Genomic DNA, 15,575 nt, shown 5'->3' with positions numbered 1-15,575 from the left:
TTTTTTCGGCATACATCTGCCTCTTATCCCTTCCCTTGCCTTTCTTTCCGGACATTCTTCCTTTGCAAGAAAAGCATTGCTACAAACATACCGCTCCCCAAAAGCACTACCAGATACTGCCTTTTTGGTCTCTCCCCGTAGGTCTTTGCCGCCTTTTTCCGATTCTCTGATCCTTCTCTTCCTCCTTCTCCCTCCTTCCTTTTTCCGGCTGCTTCTTCTGTTGCTTTGGCATTTGTCTCGCTGTTTTTTCCTGCTAAGATCTCCGGTGTCCCCGGCTGCGTCGAGGTATCCGGCTGGATCGGAGTATCCGGCTGGACCGGGGCATCCGGCTGGATCGGAGTGTCCGGCTGGATCGGAACATCCGGCTTTGTTTCTTTTATAAATGCAAGATACACTTCCGTTTCCGTATCTTTTTCCACTACGATCTTCCCGTCTTCGGCTATCTTCCATGTGGCTTCCGCCGTCTGATCTTCCGACGGCTTGTCAATGATCTCTGTTCCTTCCGGGGCTTTCCCCTGTGTCCCTGCCTTTTCTGCCGTCTCTGCTCTGCCCTGTTCTTCTGCCGGTTTCAGATCCTCCGGCTGTCCTTCCTCATATTCCAACGTTTCCGGACCTTCTTGTGCCCTTCCATCCTCTTTTCGGATCCCGGAATTATCCGCTTCTGCCGAGACTTTAGATTTCGGAATCTTTTGATAGATTGTCAGCTTCCATTCCCCTTTTTCTTTTAACGCTATCTGGTAAGTTCCCCGGGAAAGCTTTTGCTGTTCTCCCTTTCCTCCCCGGTAAAGATACTCGGTTTCCTCCTGACTTTGAAGATTTTTAAACACAAGACAGATCGGTTTCTCCCAGGACCTATATGCATTGGTTTCATGCTCTGACAGCCTGACAGTTCCGGTTTCCGGCTGCGGCTCCTGCTTTTTCTGAAAGGAAAACAACACGGTTTCATGATCCAAGGTCGTATCATCCACGCGAATCTGTCCGTTTTCTCCCGATTCCATCCGAAACACATAGCCGTCCACCTTTGCATCCACCTGATAGACCCCGTAGGGAAGGGTCACCAGATAGTCCTTTGACTGCCCGTAGGTATGTGTAATGGTCTGTTTCGTCCGGATCTCCGTAAAGACAAAGGAAATAGGCTGTTCCCTTGTATATCCGGTATATTCATTGGAAAATGCCGGCTGTATCCAAACCTTTCCCTGTTTTTGAGGCTTTGGGTTTGGATCCGGATCTGGATCCGGCTGTGGTGTCGGCGCTTCCCCTTCCTGAAAGGTAAAGACTGCCGTTTCATGATCCATACTTTTATCCACCCGGATCTGGTTCTCTTCTACCACTTCCAGCTTCATCCAATACCCCTTTACCCTGGCCTCTACCCGGTAGGTTCCGTAAGGAACCTTTACCAGATAATCTTTGTTCCCGCCATAGCTGTGGGTGATCACTTCTTTCGTCTCCGTGTTGGTAAAGGTAAACAAAATAGGATTTTCGGCAGAATACTGATGGAACCTGTTGTATGCAGACGGCCACAGCCAGATCTTTCCCGGTCTGTCTCCCGGCGTTACCGGCGGATCAGGCTCAGGCGTCCCCTCTTTCTCATAATATACGCGCACACTTACGTCTCCCAGATAGCCTTGTTTTTCCTCTATGTGGATGGGATTTTTTTCTATTCTTGCCTGCCAGCCGGCTGCTACCTCTTCCGCCTCCAGCCGGTAGTCTCCCTCCGTCACCTTCCCATGATACAGATTGGTGATCAGTGAGGATTCCGTATCCTGTTCCAGATAGATCTCTTTTTTGGTATCCTGATGGATCAGCTTTAACCGGATAGGACCTGTATAGCTCTCTTTTCCTTCTGCCTTCTGGATTCCATGCACATATGCCCGCACCGTGAAGTATCTGATTTTTTGAAATGTCCGTTTCAATATGACGGTAGGAGCCTCTTCTGGTATGGTTACCTCTTCTTCTCCCGCCTCCAGCACTCTGTACTGGTCATCCTTTACCGTCGTAACCACCTTGTAGGTTTCCCCTTTTTTCAGTCGATGTCCGTCTGCCTTCCGGCCGTCTTTGTCATAGATCGTCACCTCATAGGCGGGAATCTTTCCCTTTCCCTGCAGGGCCGTCCGGATCAGGATCTGCCCTGTGGCATCGTCACGTATAGAATCTTCTATGGGATACTCATAAACATTATTGGCCCAGTCTTCCACCCTCAGGTATGCTTCCTTTTCTGTCGTTTCCTGAGGAAGAGTGCAACTGTATCTTCCCTCTTTTTCTTCTGTCGGTATCCAGTTCTTTTTTCCGTCTTTTTCAAAAAACACCTTTACACTTCTGACGCCCGACAGCTCTTCTTTGATCTTTTCTATGGTAAAGGTCCTTGTTTTTTCCTCATACCGGCTTTTTTCTATTTCCGGCATGACCGTGTCTACTATCAAGGGAAATGTCAATGTCTGCAGATCTGCCGCCTTTGACAGAGGTCTTACCTGCACCCGGAACAGATACTTTCCATCCGGCGCCTTTTGTCCGCTTCCGACTATCGTTCCGTCCCATCTCCAATCTGCGCCGGAGGTTACTTTTTTATTATCCGGATTATTCCCAAAATAGTTTTTAATGCCTTTTTTTCCCTGGTTGCTTCGATACAGCGGCTGCGCTTCTCCCTCTGCATACACCTCCACCTGCATATCCTGATAGGATCTCAGGAACATCCCATAAAATCGGGCATAATCATTCCTTCCGTCTCCATTAGGGGAGATTGCCAGATGAGAATCCTCATAGAAGGGCGTCGGATGCGCACCTTTCCCTCTTCCCAACACCAGGAACTCCCCGTCCGCCATGGTAGACAGATGGGTAAACAGATACTCCGGCGCCCCATAGTCCTTCGACTCTTTTTCTTCTTTTTTGTCTTCTACATACAAGGGCGTTTTCCCCTCCCGTAGCAGCTGGTAAACGGAAGGCTCCAGCACCGCCAAATTATCCCAGTCTCCCACAAATCCGGAAAAAGGAATGCTGATCGCCGTGTCTTCCTCTGATTCCAGCAACAAAAATCCATCCAGATAGTTGCCGTTTGGCGTCTGCGGAAACGGCAACGCCGTCAGGTCGATCTCCTTTTGGATCACTGCCTTTTCCCCCGGCTTTACCTGATACGCTCCTGCATCTATCTCTCCCAGTTTCACCGGCGTCATGGAAAATCTTCCGTCCTTTACAGAATCCGTCGTCAGATAGACTTTCGCCTTGTAATGCACTTCTCTGTCTGAGATGTTTTCCAACGTAACCCGGATGTCGGCTTTGTCCTTGAGATTTCCCAGCGCAAGACTCCCTACGCCCTTTTCTCCATAGGCAATGACCGGTGTATACAGGGCATTGTACAGATTCAGCACGCCTGCCCCCTGCTGTCTTGGGGAAGACAGGATCCCTTCTTTGTTTTGGTGCGGAACCGCTGTGTTCATCAGAAGGTTTTTTAGAAACATCTGCTTCTCTTCTGCCGTTTTTTCCGGGTACTGCTCTGCCACTCTTCTGGACAAAACAGCCAAAGCTCCTGCCACATGCGGAGATGCCATGCTGGTCCCGGACATCACCCCATAGGTCGCATCATTCAGCGTGGAATAAATGTTTCCTCCCGGAGCGGTAATATCCGGTTTTAGTCCGCCCTCCGCACTGATTCCCCAGCTGCTGAACTCCGACAGCTTCCCTTTCGCCGGATTCTGGGTCTCGATCACCTCGGAAGACAGACGCAGCCATTTGCCGGGATGCTCTTTTAAATACCTTCCATCCTCATAGGAGATCATGGAAGATACTACCGGATTCTGTTCTACGTCCATGCCTACCAGGCTGCCACCTTCTTCCTGTGTATTGTAGATCAGTATAAAATCGGCTCCTTTTTCTTTTGCATTGGCGATCTTTTCTCGAAAAGGAATCTTTCCTCTGGCGATCAATGCGATCTTCCCCTCCAGGGAAAGCCCCGCCACATCCTCCTTTCTCCCCAGACCTGCATCTACCACTTCCCGATATTCCCGGTACAGCTGTTCCTTGTTTGCATGTCTTTCTTCGTTGTATACATTTCCATGAATGATTGCCCGGTCCTCTCCCTTTACCTCCAGATAGGACTCGTATGCCGTAGTATTTTCCAAAGATGCAACTGTCAGAGCGTTTGGGTCCACCCCCGGCATAGCCGTCACTCCGTAGTCCGGGAACCGGATATCCGGCTGCTTTACACCCCATCCGAAATATCCGTCATTTCCTCCGGCGATCGCCACGGGAATTCCCCTTTTTCTTGCCGCCAGGATCGCCCGTTCCACTGCGGGATCCTGCAAGGCCAGAGCCCCTCCGCCTGTTCCCAGGCTCATGTTGACTCCATCCGCTCCCAGAAGCACCGCATCCTCTAGCGCCCTGATATACGAAGAGGACTCTGCTCCCTTCTTTTTCCCAAACACCTTCATGATAGCCAACTGCGTATTTGGCGCAACGCCTTTTGCCCTGGCTTTTGTTTCCGCTTCCGGGTTTGCCCCAATGATCCCTGCCACATGCATGCCATGGGATTCTTTTTTATTTTCTTTCACCTCTGTCGTTCCGGAGGCATAGTCATAAGCAAAGGGAATCTTCTCACTAACGTATTTTCCGGACAATCCCTTTTCTTTGATCAGGGTCTCTGCCTGTTCCCTGCCAAGCTTTCCTTTCACGTCTTTATCCAAGCGAAAATCCGGATGCTGTACATCTGCTCCGGAGTCGATCACTGCAATCAGCATCCCTCTGCCGTCATATTCACCGGGAATCCTGTTTTTTGCGATCAACAGGTTGCTTGCCGCATCCCGCGCTCTCCTTCTGGCTTTCTTTTTCAGCTCTTCTTCCTGGTAAAGCTTCTCCTGGCTGATCTGTTCCACCTCCGGAAATCCGGATATCTCTTCCGCCTCTGACCGGCTCAACCGCAGCTTGCATCCGGAAAACAGGACGCTGTATTCTTCCTCCGGCTTTTCTACCCCCATCTGTTGAAGCTTCTCTAAAAATGTATGCATCTGCCCCGCCGGATCCTGCGTCTCCTTTAATATGACCAGATATCCCGGCTGTGCCGCCTTTGTCCGGACAGGCATCCCCAGAAGCAGCAAAACTACTGCCACCAGGATCCCCCAGCCTTTTCCTTTCTTCTTCATGTTCCTTTTTGCGGGATTTCCGTCATTTTAAGACGGCTCCTGCTTTCCTCCCTGTTGATTTTCTCCGGGAAAAAAGCACAGAAAAGCTCTCTTTCGCCTCTGTGCTTTTTCCCTATCCGTTATCTGCTTCGCACCCATACTCCGGCAGCATTTACATAATCATTGCCAATCCAGCGATTTGCAGCCATGGCCCCGTTTCCTTCCAGATAGTACCAGTTATTTCCGTCTTTTACCCAACCGATTTTCATAGCTCCGCTTCCTTCCAGGTAATACCAGCTGCCTCCGTCTTTTATCCAGCCGGTCTTCATGGCTCCGCTTCCTTCCAGGTAATACCAATTGCCTCCGTCTTTTATCCAGCCGGTCTTCATGGCTCCGCTTCCCTCCAGGTAATACCAGTTGCTTCCGTCTTTTACCCAGCCAGTTTTCATGGCTCCGCTTCCTTCCAGATAATACCAGTTGCTTCCGTCTTTTACCCAGCCGGTTTTCATGGCTCCGCTTCCCTCCAGGTAATACCAGTTGCTTCCGTCTTTTACCCAACCGGTCTTCATGGCTCCGTCTTTTCCCAGAAAATACCACTGTCCCCCATCTTCAATCCATCCGGTTGCCTTTTCCCCGTCTGCCTTCCGATAATACCAAAGGCCTTTCTCTTGCTTCCATCCGGCTTTCTCTTTGGGTTTTTTCTTCGTTCCGATGCGGACCACCCGGTCTGTGGGCTCGGTCGTCTGTTCCTCCGACACCACTTCTTCTCCTACTTTTTGCCCATCTACCATGGTATAGGTTCGAGTGCGAAAGCGCTTGCCCGGTTTTCCCTCGCGCTTCGTTTTCTTTTCTCCCTCATACAGGGTGTCGTCCTTGACCTCTTTTGTCTTAAACGGAAGTTCCTCCAGAACCTCTTCTTTGGTCACTGTTTCGATTCCCTCCGGTGTGTAGGTGATCAGTGGATTGCTGTAAGAGCTGTTTTCAATCTGTATCTCATAGGTTTTTCCCTGTTCAAACAACAGTTTTCCATTTTCCATCAAAGTCTTGCGGATCCGGCCATCCGGCGTAAACAGTCCATCCTTTGATTCTTCGATTTTTTCTGCTTCCTGAATGGTGTATTCCCTGAATTCCTGCTGCCCTGCTTCTCTTATTTTCACTTTTGGATAGCTGCCCCAGGTTTTTCCCAGGTACTTGCTCACCGGAAACGTTTCACTGGCAGATACCATCTGATCTTTCTCCATGGAAAATACCGGTGTAACCTGAAATGTTTTCTCAATGTCCTCATACGTCTCCGATACGTCCTTCAGCAACAGTCTGTATTCTCCTATCGCCGGTCTGGTAAACAGATTGCTGTTTTCGGAAAAGTAGGTTCCCGTGCTCTCGTATCGGAAGGGTACCTTTTGTCCATCCGGTCCTGTGATCTCCTTTACCTGAAATCTGGAATCAGGTACCTGACTCCCGTCTATCACAAATTTCGTCCGGTCTGCAAAAGGAGCCGACGCAGGCTCCAGCCTGATCTGGTCTGCCGCAATCTTTTTTCTGGGAAGAGACGTTCCTGTCGCCGTATAAGAAAACGTCAGGGGGCTGTATGCATCTGTTAAAATGGTAATGTCGTAGGTCTTCCCCGGTTCAAATACCTTTTTCTCCCCACTCTTCGTGATGGTTTCATTTACAAAGCCATCTCCCCGGAACACATATTTCCCTGCTCTTGGATAATAGCTGTCTCCGTACGAAGCCCCTGCTTCCTGTACTTTTACACTGGAAATATCTCCCACCAGCGCCAACACATCCACCGTATCAGAGATCAGTTTTCCCCCTTCCAGCTTTACAGAAGGAGATACCGTCAGTGTAATGGTAATGTCCTGATAAAGGCCGTTTTTGTCCTGGAACACGATTCTTTGCTTCTGTCCCGGCTTCGCTTTTTTCAGGATATATTCTGTTCCGGTAAAGGTTCCCTTTTCATTGGCATAATAGGTTTCTCTCTCTTCCTGCCCTTCCAGGGTGATATACTCCTTTGCTACCTGAAAGTTGCTGTTGGCAGGAACGGTTTCCGTATGCAAAGGAAACGTCACTTCCTTATCCCAACCCTTGGTATCCTGTACCGGCTGCAGATAATTTCCGGTTTCTCCCGTCTGCGTTTCTTGTCCCAGCGCCTGTATCACACCTCGTTTTATAGCATCTCCACTTAAGGTCGCTCCGCTTGTAGCGTCTGCCATATCTATCTGCCGGATCTCTTCCAGCGTTTTTCCCTGAAATGCGGCTACACTTTTCTCATAGGCCAACGTCCAACGATCCTTATCATATCCGGTGATCGAGCTTCCATCTTCCCTGGAAGCCCCCTTATCAAGAATCCCCAGTACCTGCCCGGTGGTTTCCTCATACCGGACTGTCAGATCCGCATAATATCCCCTGGTTTCCACCAGCGTCTTTATTTCTTTCCTTTTTTCTGCCGCCTCCGCAGTCATCCCATATCCCACACTTCCGGCAGCCACCGACACTGCCAGCACCCCGGCAAACACACTTCTTTTTTTCACTTTGTCTCCTCCCTGATGTTGATTTTTTTGCCTGACAGAAAGTTCTTTCTCCCGGCATCCAGTAAATCTGGAATTGTTATTTTGATACTGATTCTCATTTTCTATAAAATTGTATCGAAAGTCTTTTCGCTTGTCAATGCATTTTTTATTTGATGACGCAGTTATTTTTACAAAAACGGCTTCCCTGAGATCGACGAAGGGACAAGCCAAATCGACTTGTCCCTTTTTTCAATCCTCAAACATATTCTTTTAAACTATCCGTATCTCTGTTTTCGCTCTCGGAAAGTATTTTTTCTTACACCCTGTCTATCTGCACTCAGAGATGTTGTGCGACTCCCAGAGATCCTTTCAGATTCCCGACTCGTCCAGACACTTCCAAAACAGGCTGCTTTTCTATGTTTCCAATATCTGATACAGCAGATGGTACAACTGCCCTGCCTCTTTCTCAGACAGCTGTACGCAGTTTCCCACTTTGGCCGGAATTTCCCTGACTTTCTCCTTCAGCTCTCGTCCCTGCTCTGTCAGCGAGACAATCACACTTCTTTCATCCTCTCTGCTCCGCCTTCGGACAAGATGTCCCAGTTCTTCCATTTTTTTCAGCAGAGGAGTCAGCGTCCCATTATCCAGCTTCAGCTTTTTTCCGATCTCACTGACCGAAAGTCCATCCCTCTCCCACAGTACCAGAAATACGAGATACTGAGTGTAAGTCAGTCTCAGCGGCTTTAAAAAAGGCGTATAAAGCCCCGTCACTTTTCTTGCCGCCGCATACAAGGGAAAGCACAGCTGATGCTCCAGCTTCAATGCCTCTTCCACCAGGGAATCCTCTTTTTTTTGTTGTCCTGTTTTCTCTGATGTGTCCTGCTTTTTCATGTGATCTCCTGTCAGCTAGATCAGTTCTTCCACTGCCGCTTCCACTTTTTTCATGTCGTAGGTAGGTTCAAAACGCGCTACCACTTTGCCTTCTCTGTCCACCAGAAACTTGGTGAAATTCCATTTGATCGCCGGATTGTTTTTATAATCTTTATCAATCGTCTTTAACATGGCGCTCATCATCATTGCCTTGGGTCCTTTCCCAAAGCCTTCAAAGCCCTTCTCCTGTTTCAGATACGTGTACAAAGGAAGCTCCTTCTCTCCGTTGACATCTGATTTCTTCATCTGGGGAAACCGGGTGTTGTAGTTCAGTGTACAGAATTCATGGATCTCTTCATCCGTGCCCGGAGTCTGTCCCGCAAACTGGTTACAGGGGATATCAATGATCTCCAGCCCTTTGTCATGGAATTTTTCGTACATCGCCTCCAGTTCCTTGTATTGTGGGGTAAATCCGCAGCCTGTCGCTGTATTTACAATTAAAAGGACTTTGCCCTGATACTCCTTCAGTGAAACCTCCTGATTCTCTGCCGTTGTGACTGTCTGTTCATAAATACTCATATCGATCCTTCCTTTCTTTTTATATTTGATTCAATTATATTGTATCAAATATAAAAAGTCAACACTTTTTCTCTTTGACAAACTCGTATATCCGTCCCCCACAGGTTCGGATCAGTTCATAGTCGTGGGTAATGACCAGGACCGTCCTGCCTTCTTTTTCCATTTCTCTCAAATATTGAACGATCTGCAGCATCTTTCCTTTGCAAAGTCCGCTGGTGGGCTCATCCAGCACTACCACCGGTTTCTCTGACAGTGCCGTCATCCCCAGAAGCAGCCGCTGTTTCTCTCCTCCCGACAGGCTCTGCGGATGCAGCTCCCGTTTTTCCAGCAGCCCCAATTGTCTTAGAACCTCTTCTTTTTTCCTCTTGTCTTTGCTCACGATCGATATCTCCTGCCAGACCGATTCGGTAAAAATCTGATAGTTGACGTCCTGCATGACCATAGCCATAAACTGATAGTGCCTTTTGATGGGCGTTCCCCGATAGAGCCCTCTTCCCCTTCCATGGATCAGTCCGGAAAGTTGTTTTACAAAGGTAGTTTTTCCCACCCCGTTTTCCCCGATGATGAAGTGGATCCCCCGGTCAAATCCCAGACTAAGGTCAAGGATTTTCTCCCCCTGATACGACACACAAAATTCCCGGCAAAGCAGGTGGGCTTTCTCCGTCCGGTACCTTCCCTTCCCCCGGGGATGGATCCTGATCCACTCCAGATCCTCCAGATCTTTTTCCGTAATCTCTTCCATGGTCCTAAGCCCGTAACGTCTCACGATCTCTCCCAGATTCTTTTCTGCCAGGTCTTTTCCCCGGAACACTTCCATTTCCTCGTCGTGCATCACAGCCAGTCCATCCATGAGATCTTTCAGGTAGTACAGTCTGTGTTCTGCTACCAGGATAATCTTGCCTGCCGCTTTCAGCTGTCTCAGAATTTTTTGCAGCTGACGGATGGATGAATGATCCAATGAAGCAGAAGGTTCATCAAACAAATAGACCTTGTTATCCATGCAGACAGAAGCCGTAATGGCTATCAGCTGCTTTTCCCCGCCGGAAAGTGTAAAAATGTTCCTGTCCAGCAAGTGATCCGTCCCCAGCTCTTTACTGCAGCGCCGGATGGTTTCCCATATTTTTTCTCTTTCCACACAGCGGTTTTCCAGTGCAAACGCCAGTTCATCCGTGGTATTGGTACAATAAAACTGTGTCTTCGGATTTTGAAATACGGTGGAGACCCACCGGCTTCTTTCCCCTATACTTTCCTTCCAAACGGATCTTCCCTCCATCTGGATCTCCCCTTGCAACACAACCTCTTCTTCCCCAATGATTCCATTGACTGCCTTTAGCAGACTGCTTTTTCCGCAGCCCGACCCTCCGCATATCGCGATCAATTCCCCCGGCTCTGCCTCCAGATGAACGCCCCGGAAAATGGCGTCGTCTTCGTAGCAGACAGAAAGATCTTTTATCCTAAGCATACTTCCCCCTTATATAGACGCCTATGACCAGAAGCATGAGTGCAAAAAAGGCATAGTCTATCCCTGTCAGTTTCGTCCCGGAAATGCTGCTCCGTCTTTTTCCCACTTCCATTCCCCTGGTCAGGGCAGAGACAGCCACCTCATCTGCCGTGCGGGTGAGACACATCAAAAGAGGGACCGTCCTGTATTCCAACAGCCGGACAGGATGTACAAGAAGTCTTGCAGTGGTCAGTCCGTGAAGATACATGGCATCCTTTACCTGCCTATAATCTTCGCGCACCGTATAAAAAAATCTTGCCATGACCGTCATAGGGATGACGATCTGATCCGGCAGCCTCATTTTTTTCAGGGCGCACACCAGGTCGCTCATTCCTGTGGTTACAAAGGCATATTTCCCCATCATAATGCCTGGCGCCATTCTTAAAAAGATGACGGTCAGAAACAGAAAAAGCGAAGCCCACACGCCTTTTGCATCCTGCAAAAGAAATTTCTGAACCAGTCCCGCCGCAAGAAGCAGAACCCCTCCCCGAATAGATTCTTTGTAGCGTTTTTCCAGAAACAGAAGCAGATACGGCAACAGCGAAATGGCGATCGCCGCCGCCAGATACGTTTGCTGCAAATTCCCCAGCAGCAGCACATAGGAGATCACTCCCGTCATAAACAGCTTTGTCCTGATGTCGATCCTTTGTCCCAGCCCTTTTTTCACTTTGCTATTCCTCCTTTACCATACCGGCTTTCACAAAGTGTTTTTTCAGGATCCGAATCCCCAGGGTACAGCCAAGATATGTCCCCATCATCCCTCCCAGCACAATGGGACCCAGCGACCATACGGGCAGTACGCTCATCATTTTTTCTGCATAGGCTCTTCCGTATCCCTGCTGAACCAACTGCTCTATATATTTTTCTCTGGCAATAAAAATGGGGATCCAGTTTCCGACGCCGGAGATTACCGCCACAACAAATGCCAGCCTTGCCCGTTCTATGCTTTTGTATCCTCCGCCCTTCAGCACATACTCGCCCAGCAGACCACCTAGCAAAGCCGTCGGAATCATCCATATGCCGTGTCCCGTGGCCACAAATACCAGCGCTGTCAATATCTGCTGGATAAACAGCATCCCCGGCTTTCTGATCTTGGCGGCAAACAGCATTGCCACCGGCCCCGACAGAAACCCTGCCACAAAAGGCACCATGGGCATCAGAACGGGAATAAATCCCAACATTCCTCCCACAAATGTAAACAGCAGGATCAGGATGGAAAACAGTCCCACATTGATCAGATCTTTTACGTTCAGTCTCTTATTCATCACGTCTTTCCTCCACTTTTTACAATACGCTTCCTTTCCTGTTAATGGTTTTATTGATATTGATTCTCATTCTCTTTTGTATTGTATCGGAATCTCTTCAGATTGTCAATTCAGAATCTGTTTTTCGTCTGCAGCAGCCAACTCCTGGAGAATGTCTGTTTTCGGCATCCGTATACACACCTGCCTTTTGAAGGAAACAGCGATCTCTAAAAAGAAAAATGACCAGAACATCCGATCCGGTCACTTTTCTTTCTTTTCTTCTTTTTTATAGATACACGATAGATTATCCTCCATCGTCGCATATAAACATACCATAGGTTATCCTCCACCGTCGAGGCTTCCCGCACGCTTCGCAGGCTTCTTCCCTCACATACATTTCACAGGCTGTCTGCTTCTTCTGTACCACCAGCTCCCTCCTGCCGTTACCAGGATCTCCGTCACCGGAAAGGCCAGCCAGACTCCCCTCATCCCACCTGCTGCCGCCAGGAGGAACGCCATGGGAATGATCAGGATAAACCCTCTGAGCAAAGAGATCACATGAGCGGGCCGCACCTGTTCTGTAGCAGTATAGTACATGGACAGTAAAATGTTCGTCCCTGCAAAAGCGGACGCCAGAAAGTACAGCCGCAGTCCTTCTTCCGCCATCTGTTGGAGCTGCACATTTCCGTCTTTGTTAAACGCGGCTGTGATCTCTTTTGCATACAGGCAGATTCCCAGATATCCAAGGGCTGCGATCCCCCCTGCCACCTTACATCCCAGTGACAGCACTCCTTTGACCTGTTTGGTCTTCCCCTGTCCGTAATTGCGGCTGAATACAGGCTGGGCTCCCTGGGCGATCCCGTTAAACACCGAGAGCATGATCAAAGAAAGATTGGCAATGATCCCATAGGCAGCCACTCCCAGGTCCCCCTGCAGCCGAAGCACGATTCCATTTAGCACCAGGATCACCATTCCGGAAGACAGTTCTGCTACGAAAGTGGGAAATCCCCCGGCAGCAATGCTTCCGATCAGTTCTTTTTTTAAATGCAGAGCCGTCAGATGAAAGTTCTGCTTCTTTGGAAGAAACAGTCTGATCGTCACGATCCCGATTCCCAGAACCGGTGCGATCCCTGTGGCAAGCGCTGCTCCGAACATCCCCAGTTTGCATGGAAAAATGAAAAGATAATCCAGTATCACATTGGAAATACTGCCGGTCAGCATCGCCGCCATGGCAATTCTGGGAAACCCGTCATTTTTTGCAAATGTTGTCAGAACACTGTTTAGCATAAACATGGGAGCAAAAAACAGAATCACCTGCAGATAGATCCGGCTTGTATCAAATACTTTCCCCGTCGCTCCCAAAAGTCCTGTAACTTTCCCGCTTCCCCAAAGGCCGACGCCCACAAAAACCAGTGAGATGAGAAGCGTCAAAAATACCGCATGCGTAAAGACCTCATCTGCATTTTTATCCTTCTTCTGACTTTTTAAAATGGAATAGCGGGTTCCGCCTCCAATGGCGATCATCATCCCGATTCCGTAAATACAGCCATAAACAGGCAGCACCAGATTCAGCGCCGCAAGTCCTTCTGCTCCCATTCCCCGGGCAATGAAAAAGGTATCTGCAAAAATATAAAAAGAAAGACCAAGCATCCCCAGCACATTCAAAGAGGCGTACCTTAAAAATTCCAGCTTGGCCGCTTTGGATTGGCAGTCCCCTGCCCCTTCAGACATCTTGCTCTTTCTCTTTTGTTCTCTTGTATCCATGCTTCTCCTTTTTGTCAGATTCTGCTACTTCGCTTTCAAAAAAACGTCCGCCACCTCCAGATCCTCTGCTGTCGTGACCTTGATATTACGATAGGAACCTTCAAACACCTTCACACGTCTGCCGCTTTCCTGTTCTACCACCATCGCGTCATCTGTCACCTGGATCTCTTTTTTTTGCAGCAGACTTTCATATGCCCGGAAGATCAGGGAATACGAAAAAATCTGAGGAGTCTGTATCGTCCATACCCGGTCTCTGGGAGGGGTGGTCTGTGCCGTCAGATCCTCTCCCACCAGCTTCACCGTGTCTTTGCTGGGCATCCCTGCCACGCAGGCTCCCCACCGTTCGACTGTCTCATAGCCTCTTTCCAGGATCTCTTCCGTCAAAAACGGTCTGGCTCCGTCATGGATCAGGACATAGCCTTCTTTTTCCCGGACATGCGCAAGCCCTTTCCATACCGATTCATATCGTTCTTTCCCTCCGGGAACCACTGCCGTTACTTTGGAACACTGATAGCGCTCCACGATCCGGGTTTGAACCCACTCTATATCTTCTGCTCCCACCACCAGGATGATCTGACAGATCAAGGGGGATCGCTCCAAACATTGCAGGCTGTAGGCGATCAGCGGGTGCCCGCCTACTTCCAGATATTGTTTTGGCCTGTCCGCTCCCAATCGCTTCCCCTGCCCTGCCGAGAGAAGGATGGCTGTACATGGTTTTCTTTCTTCTGCTTCCATCTGCTCACCTGCTATTTTGCTGAATCTCCTGCGTTTTTATATGTTTCGTACATGTTTAGGTATCCTGTATGTCTTTATATATTCTGTACCTTTATACATCTTGTGCGCCTGTATGTGTGACACACGTTTATACCTTCTGCGTGTTTTGATGGATCCCTACGCAGTTGCATCCTCTGCGTCCGTTTTCACCTGCTCTTAAATCCCACTTATCGTATCTTTCGAGAAAGATCCCTGGAATCTCCCAGCTTTAAATTCGGTACCGCATTCAGATCCCAGCCGTGGCGGATGCCTTTTTGGTACTCATAATAAGCCGCTGTCCCGATCATGGCCGCATTGTCTGTGCAGTAAATGGGCGACGGGCAATAAAACTCCACCTGGCATTTTTCGCAGGCATCCTTCAATCCTTCCCGCAGCGCCCGGTTTGATGCCACTCCGCCTGCCAGCGCAAACCGTTTCACCTGATACCGGGAAATGGCTTCCATGGCGTTTCCGATCAGTACATCCGTCACCGCTTTCTGGAAAGACGCCGCCACATCTGCCTGGCAGAAAGCCTCTCCCTTCATCTGACAGCCATTGATATAGTTCAACACTGCCGATTTTACCCCGCTAAAGCTGAAATCCAGAGGGGCATCCTCCACCTTCGCCCTGGGAAATACGATCGCATCCGGATTTCCTTCTCTGGAAACTCTGTCGATCTTAGGTCCTCCCGGATATCCCAGTCCAATGGCTCTTGCCACCTTGTCAAAAGCTTCCCCCGCCGCATCGTCTCTGGTCCTTCCCAGGATCTCATAGACTCCGTAGTCCTTTACCTGCACCAGATGGGTGTGTCCTCCCGACACCACCAGGGAAAAGAAGGGCGGTTCCAAGGTGGGATGTTCGATAAGGTTGGCGGCAATATGTCCCTCGATGTGATGGACTCCTACCAGCGGCTTGTCCGCTCCATAGGCAATGGCTTTCGCCGCAGACACGCCTACCAGAAGCGCTCCCACAAGTCCCGGTCCGTAAGTCACTCCCACCGCCGTGATCTCCTTTATGGTCAGCCCTGCCTGCTTCAGCGCCTGTTCGATCACCTGATTGATCCGCTCCACATGCTTTCTGGATGCGATCTCCGGCACCACTCCTCCATAGAGTGTATGCAAGTCGATCTGGGAAGAGATGACGTTCGACAGCACCTCTCTTCCATTTTTTACTACGGCCGCCGCCGTCTCATCACAAGAACTTTCTATCGCCAGTATGATAACATCCTTTTCGTTTTCCATAA

General features: G+C 49.3%; 10 protein-coding genes. All 10 read right to left on the bottom strand.

Translation table 11 applies throughout. The features are described from left to right. Positions 1–23: 23 nt before the first annotated feature. The 10 genes from FYJ34_RS09105 to tsaD all read right to left on the bottom strand — a co-directional run bounded on the left by FYJ34_RS09105 (position 24) and on the right by tsaD (position 15,573). A complete protein-coding gene (locus FYJ34_RS09105; RefSeq protein WP_154478041.1) occupies positions 24–5,129 on the bottom strand; it encodes a S8 family serine peptidase in 5,106 nt (1,701 codons plus the stop codon). A gap of 119 nt (positions 5,130–5,248) precedes the next feature. Next, positions 5,249–7,642: a G5 domain-containing protein gene (locus FYJ34_RS14220; RefSeq protein WP_154478039.1), complete on the bottom strand. Its 2,394-nt coding sequence runs from the start codon at positions 7,640–7,642 to the stop codon at positions 5,249–5,251. Positions 7,643–8,035: 393 nt separating this feature from the next. Further along, positions 8,036–8,512 (bottom strand): MarR family winged helix-turn-helix transcriptional regulator, encoded by a 477-nt coding sequence (locus tag FYJ34_RS09095; RefSeq protein WP_173017088.1) that lies wholly within the window; start codon positions 8,510–8,512, stop codon positions 8,036–8,038. Between the two features lie 15 nt (positions 8,513–8,527). Beyond that, the gene (locus tag FYJ34_RS09090; RefSeq protein ID WP_154478037.1) at positions 8,528–9,070 is read right to left on the bottom strand and encodes a glutathione peroxidase; all 543 of its coding nucleotides are present in this window, start codon (positions 9,068–9,070) and stop codon (positions 8,528–8,530) included. 58 nt (positions 9,071–9,128) lie between these two features. After that, complete coding sequence (locus FYJ34_RS09085) at positions 9,129–10,532, bottom strand: ABC transporter ATP-binding protein (RefSeq protein WP_154478035.1); 1,404 nt, start codon at positions 10,530–10,532, stop codon at positions 9,129–9,131. Next, positions 10,525–11,238 carry an energy-coupling factor transporter transmembrane component T gene (locus tag FYJ34_RS09080; RefSeq protein WP_330582565.1) on the bottom strand — a complete coding sequence of 238 codons (714 nt, stop codon included), beginning with the start codon at positions 11,236–11,238 and terminating at the stop codon, positions 10,525–10,527. Before FYJ34_RS09080 ends, FYJ34_RS09085 begins: the two co-directional genes overlap by 8 nt. A 4-nt stretch (positions 11,239–11,242) precedes the next feature. After that, entirely contained in the window at positions 11,243–11,836 is a 594-nt protein-coding gene (locus FYJ34_RS09075) for an MptD family putative ECF transporter S component (RefSeq protein WP_154478033.1), read from the bottom strand. Positions 11,837–12,202: 366 nt separating this feature from the next. Next, positions 12,203–13,579, bottom strand: a complete 1,377-nt coding sequence (locus FYJ34_RS09070; protein WP_235899406.1) for an MATE family efflux transporter — start codon at positions 13,577–13,579, stop codon at positions 12,203–12,205. Positions 13,580–13,603: 24 nt separating this feature from the next. Beyond that, positions 13,604–14,314, bottom strand: coding sequence for a 2-C-methyl-D-erythritol 4-phosphate cytidylyltransferase (gene ispD / locus FYJ34_RS09065; RefSeq protein WP_154478031.1), 711 nt, complete (start codon positions 14,312–14,314; stop codon positions 13,604–13,606). A gap of 206 nt (positions 14,315–14,520) precedes the next feature. Beyond that, a complete protein-coding gene (tsaD, locus tag FYJ34_RS09060; RefSeq protein ID WP_154478029.1) occupies positions 14,521–15,573 on the bottom strand; it encodes a tRNA (adenosine(37)-N6)-threonylcarbamoyltransferase complex transferase subunit TsaD in 1,053 nt (350 codons plus the stop codon). Positions 15,574–15,575 lie beyond the last annotated feature (2 nt).

Source organism: Suipraeoptans intestinalis (assembly GCF_009696485.1).
GTDB classification, from domain to species: Bacteria; Bacillota; Clostridia; order Lachnospirales; family Lachnospiraceae; genus Suipraeoptans; species Suipraeoptans intestinalis.
This window is presented reverse-complemented; position numbering and strand designations above follow the sequence as displayed.

Excerpts from the sequence above, each read along its gene's own strand:
- FYJ34_RS09105 (WP_154478041.1), bottom strand. The coding sequence starts at position 5,129 with ATGAAGAAGAAAGGAAAAGGCTGGGGGATCCTGGTGGCAGTAGTTTTG.
- FYJ34_RS09095 (WP_173017088.1), bottom strand. The coding sequence starts at position 8,512 with ATGAAAAAGCAGGACACATCAGAGAAAACAGGACAACAAAAAAAAGAG.
- FYJ34_RS09090 (WP_154478037.1), bottom strand. The coding sequence starts at position 9,070 with ATGAGTATTTATGAACAGACAGTCACAACGGCAGAGAATCAGGAGGTT.
- FYJ34_RS09085 (WP_154478035.1), bottom strand. The coding sequence starts at position 10,532 with ATGCTTAGGATAAAAGATCTTTCTGTCTGCTACGAAGACGACGCCATT.
- FYJ34_RS09075 (WP_154478033.1), bottom strand. The coding sequence starts at position 11,836 with ATGAATAAGAGACTGAACGTAAAAGATCTGATCAATGTGGGACTGTTT.
- FYJ34_RS09070 (WP_235899406.1), bottom strand. The coding sequence starts at position 13,579 with ATGGATACAAGAGAACAAAAGAGAAAGAGCAAGATGTCTGAAGGGGCA.
- ispD (WP_154478031.1), bottom strand. The coding sequence starts at position 14,314 with ATGGAAGCAGAAGAAAGAAAACCATGTACAGCCATCCTTCTCTCGGCA.
- tsaD (WP_154478029.1), bottom strand. The coding sequence starts at position 15,573 with ATGGAAAACGAAAAGGATGTTATCATACTGGCGATAGAAAGTTCTTGT.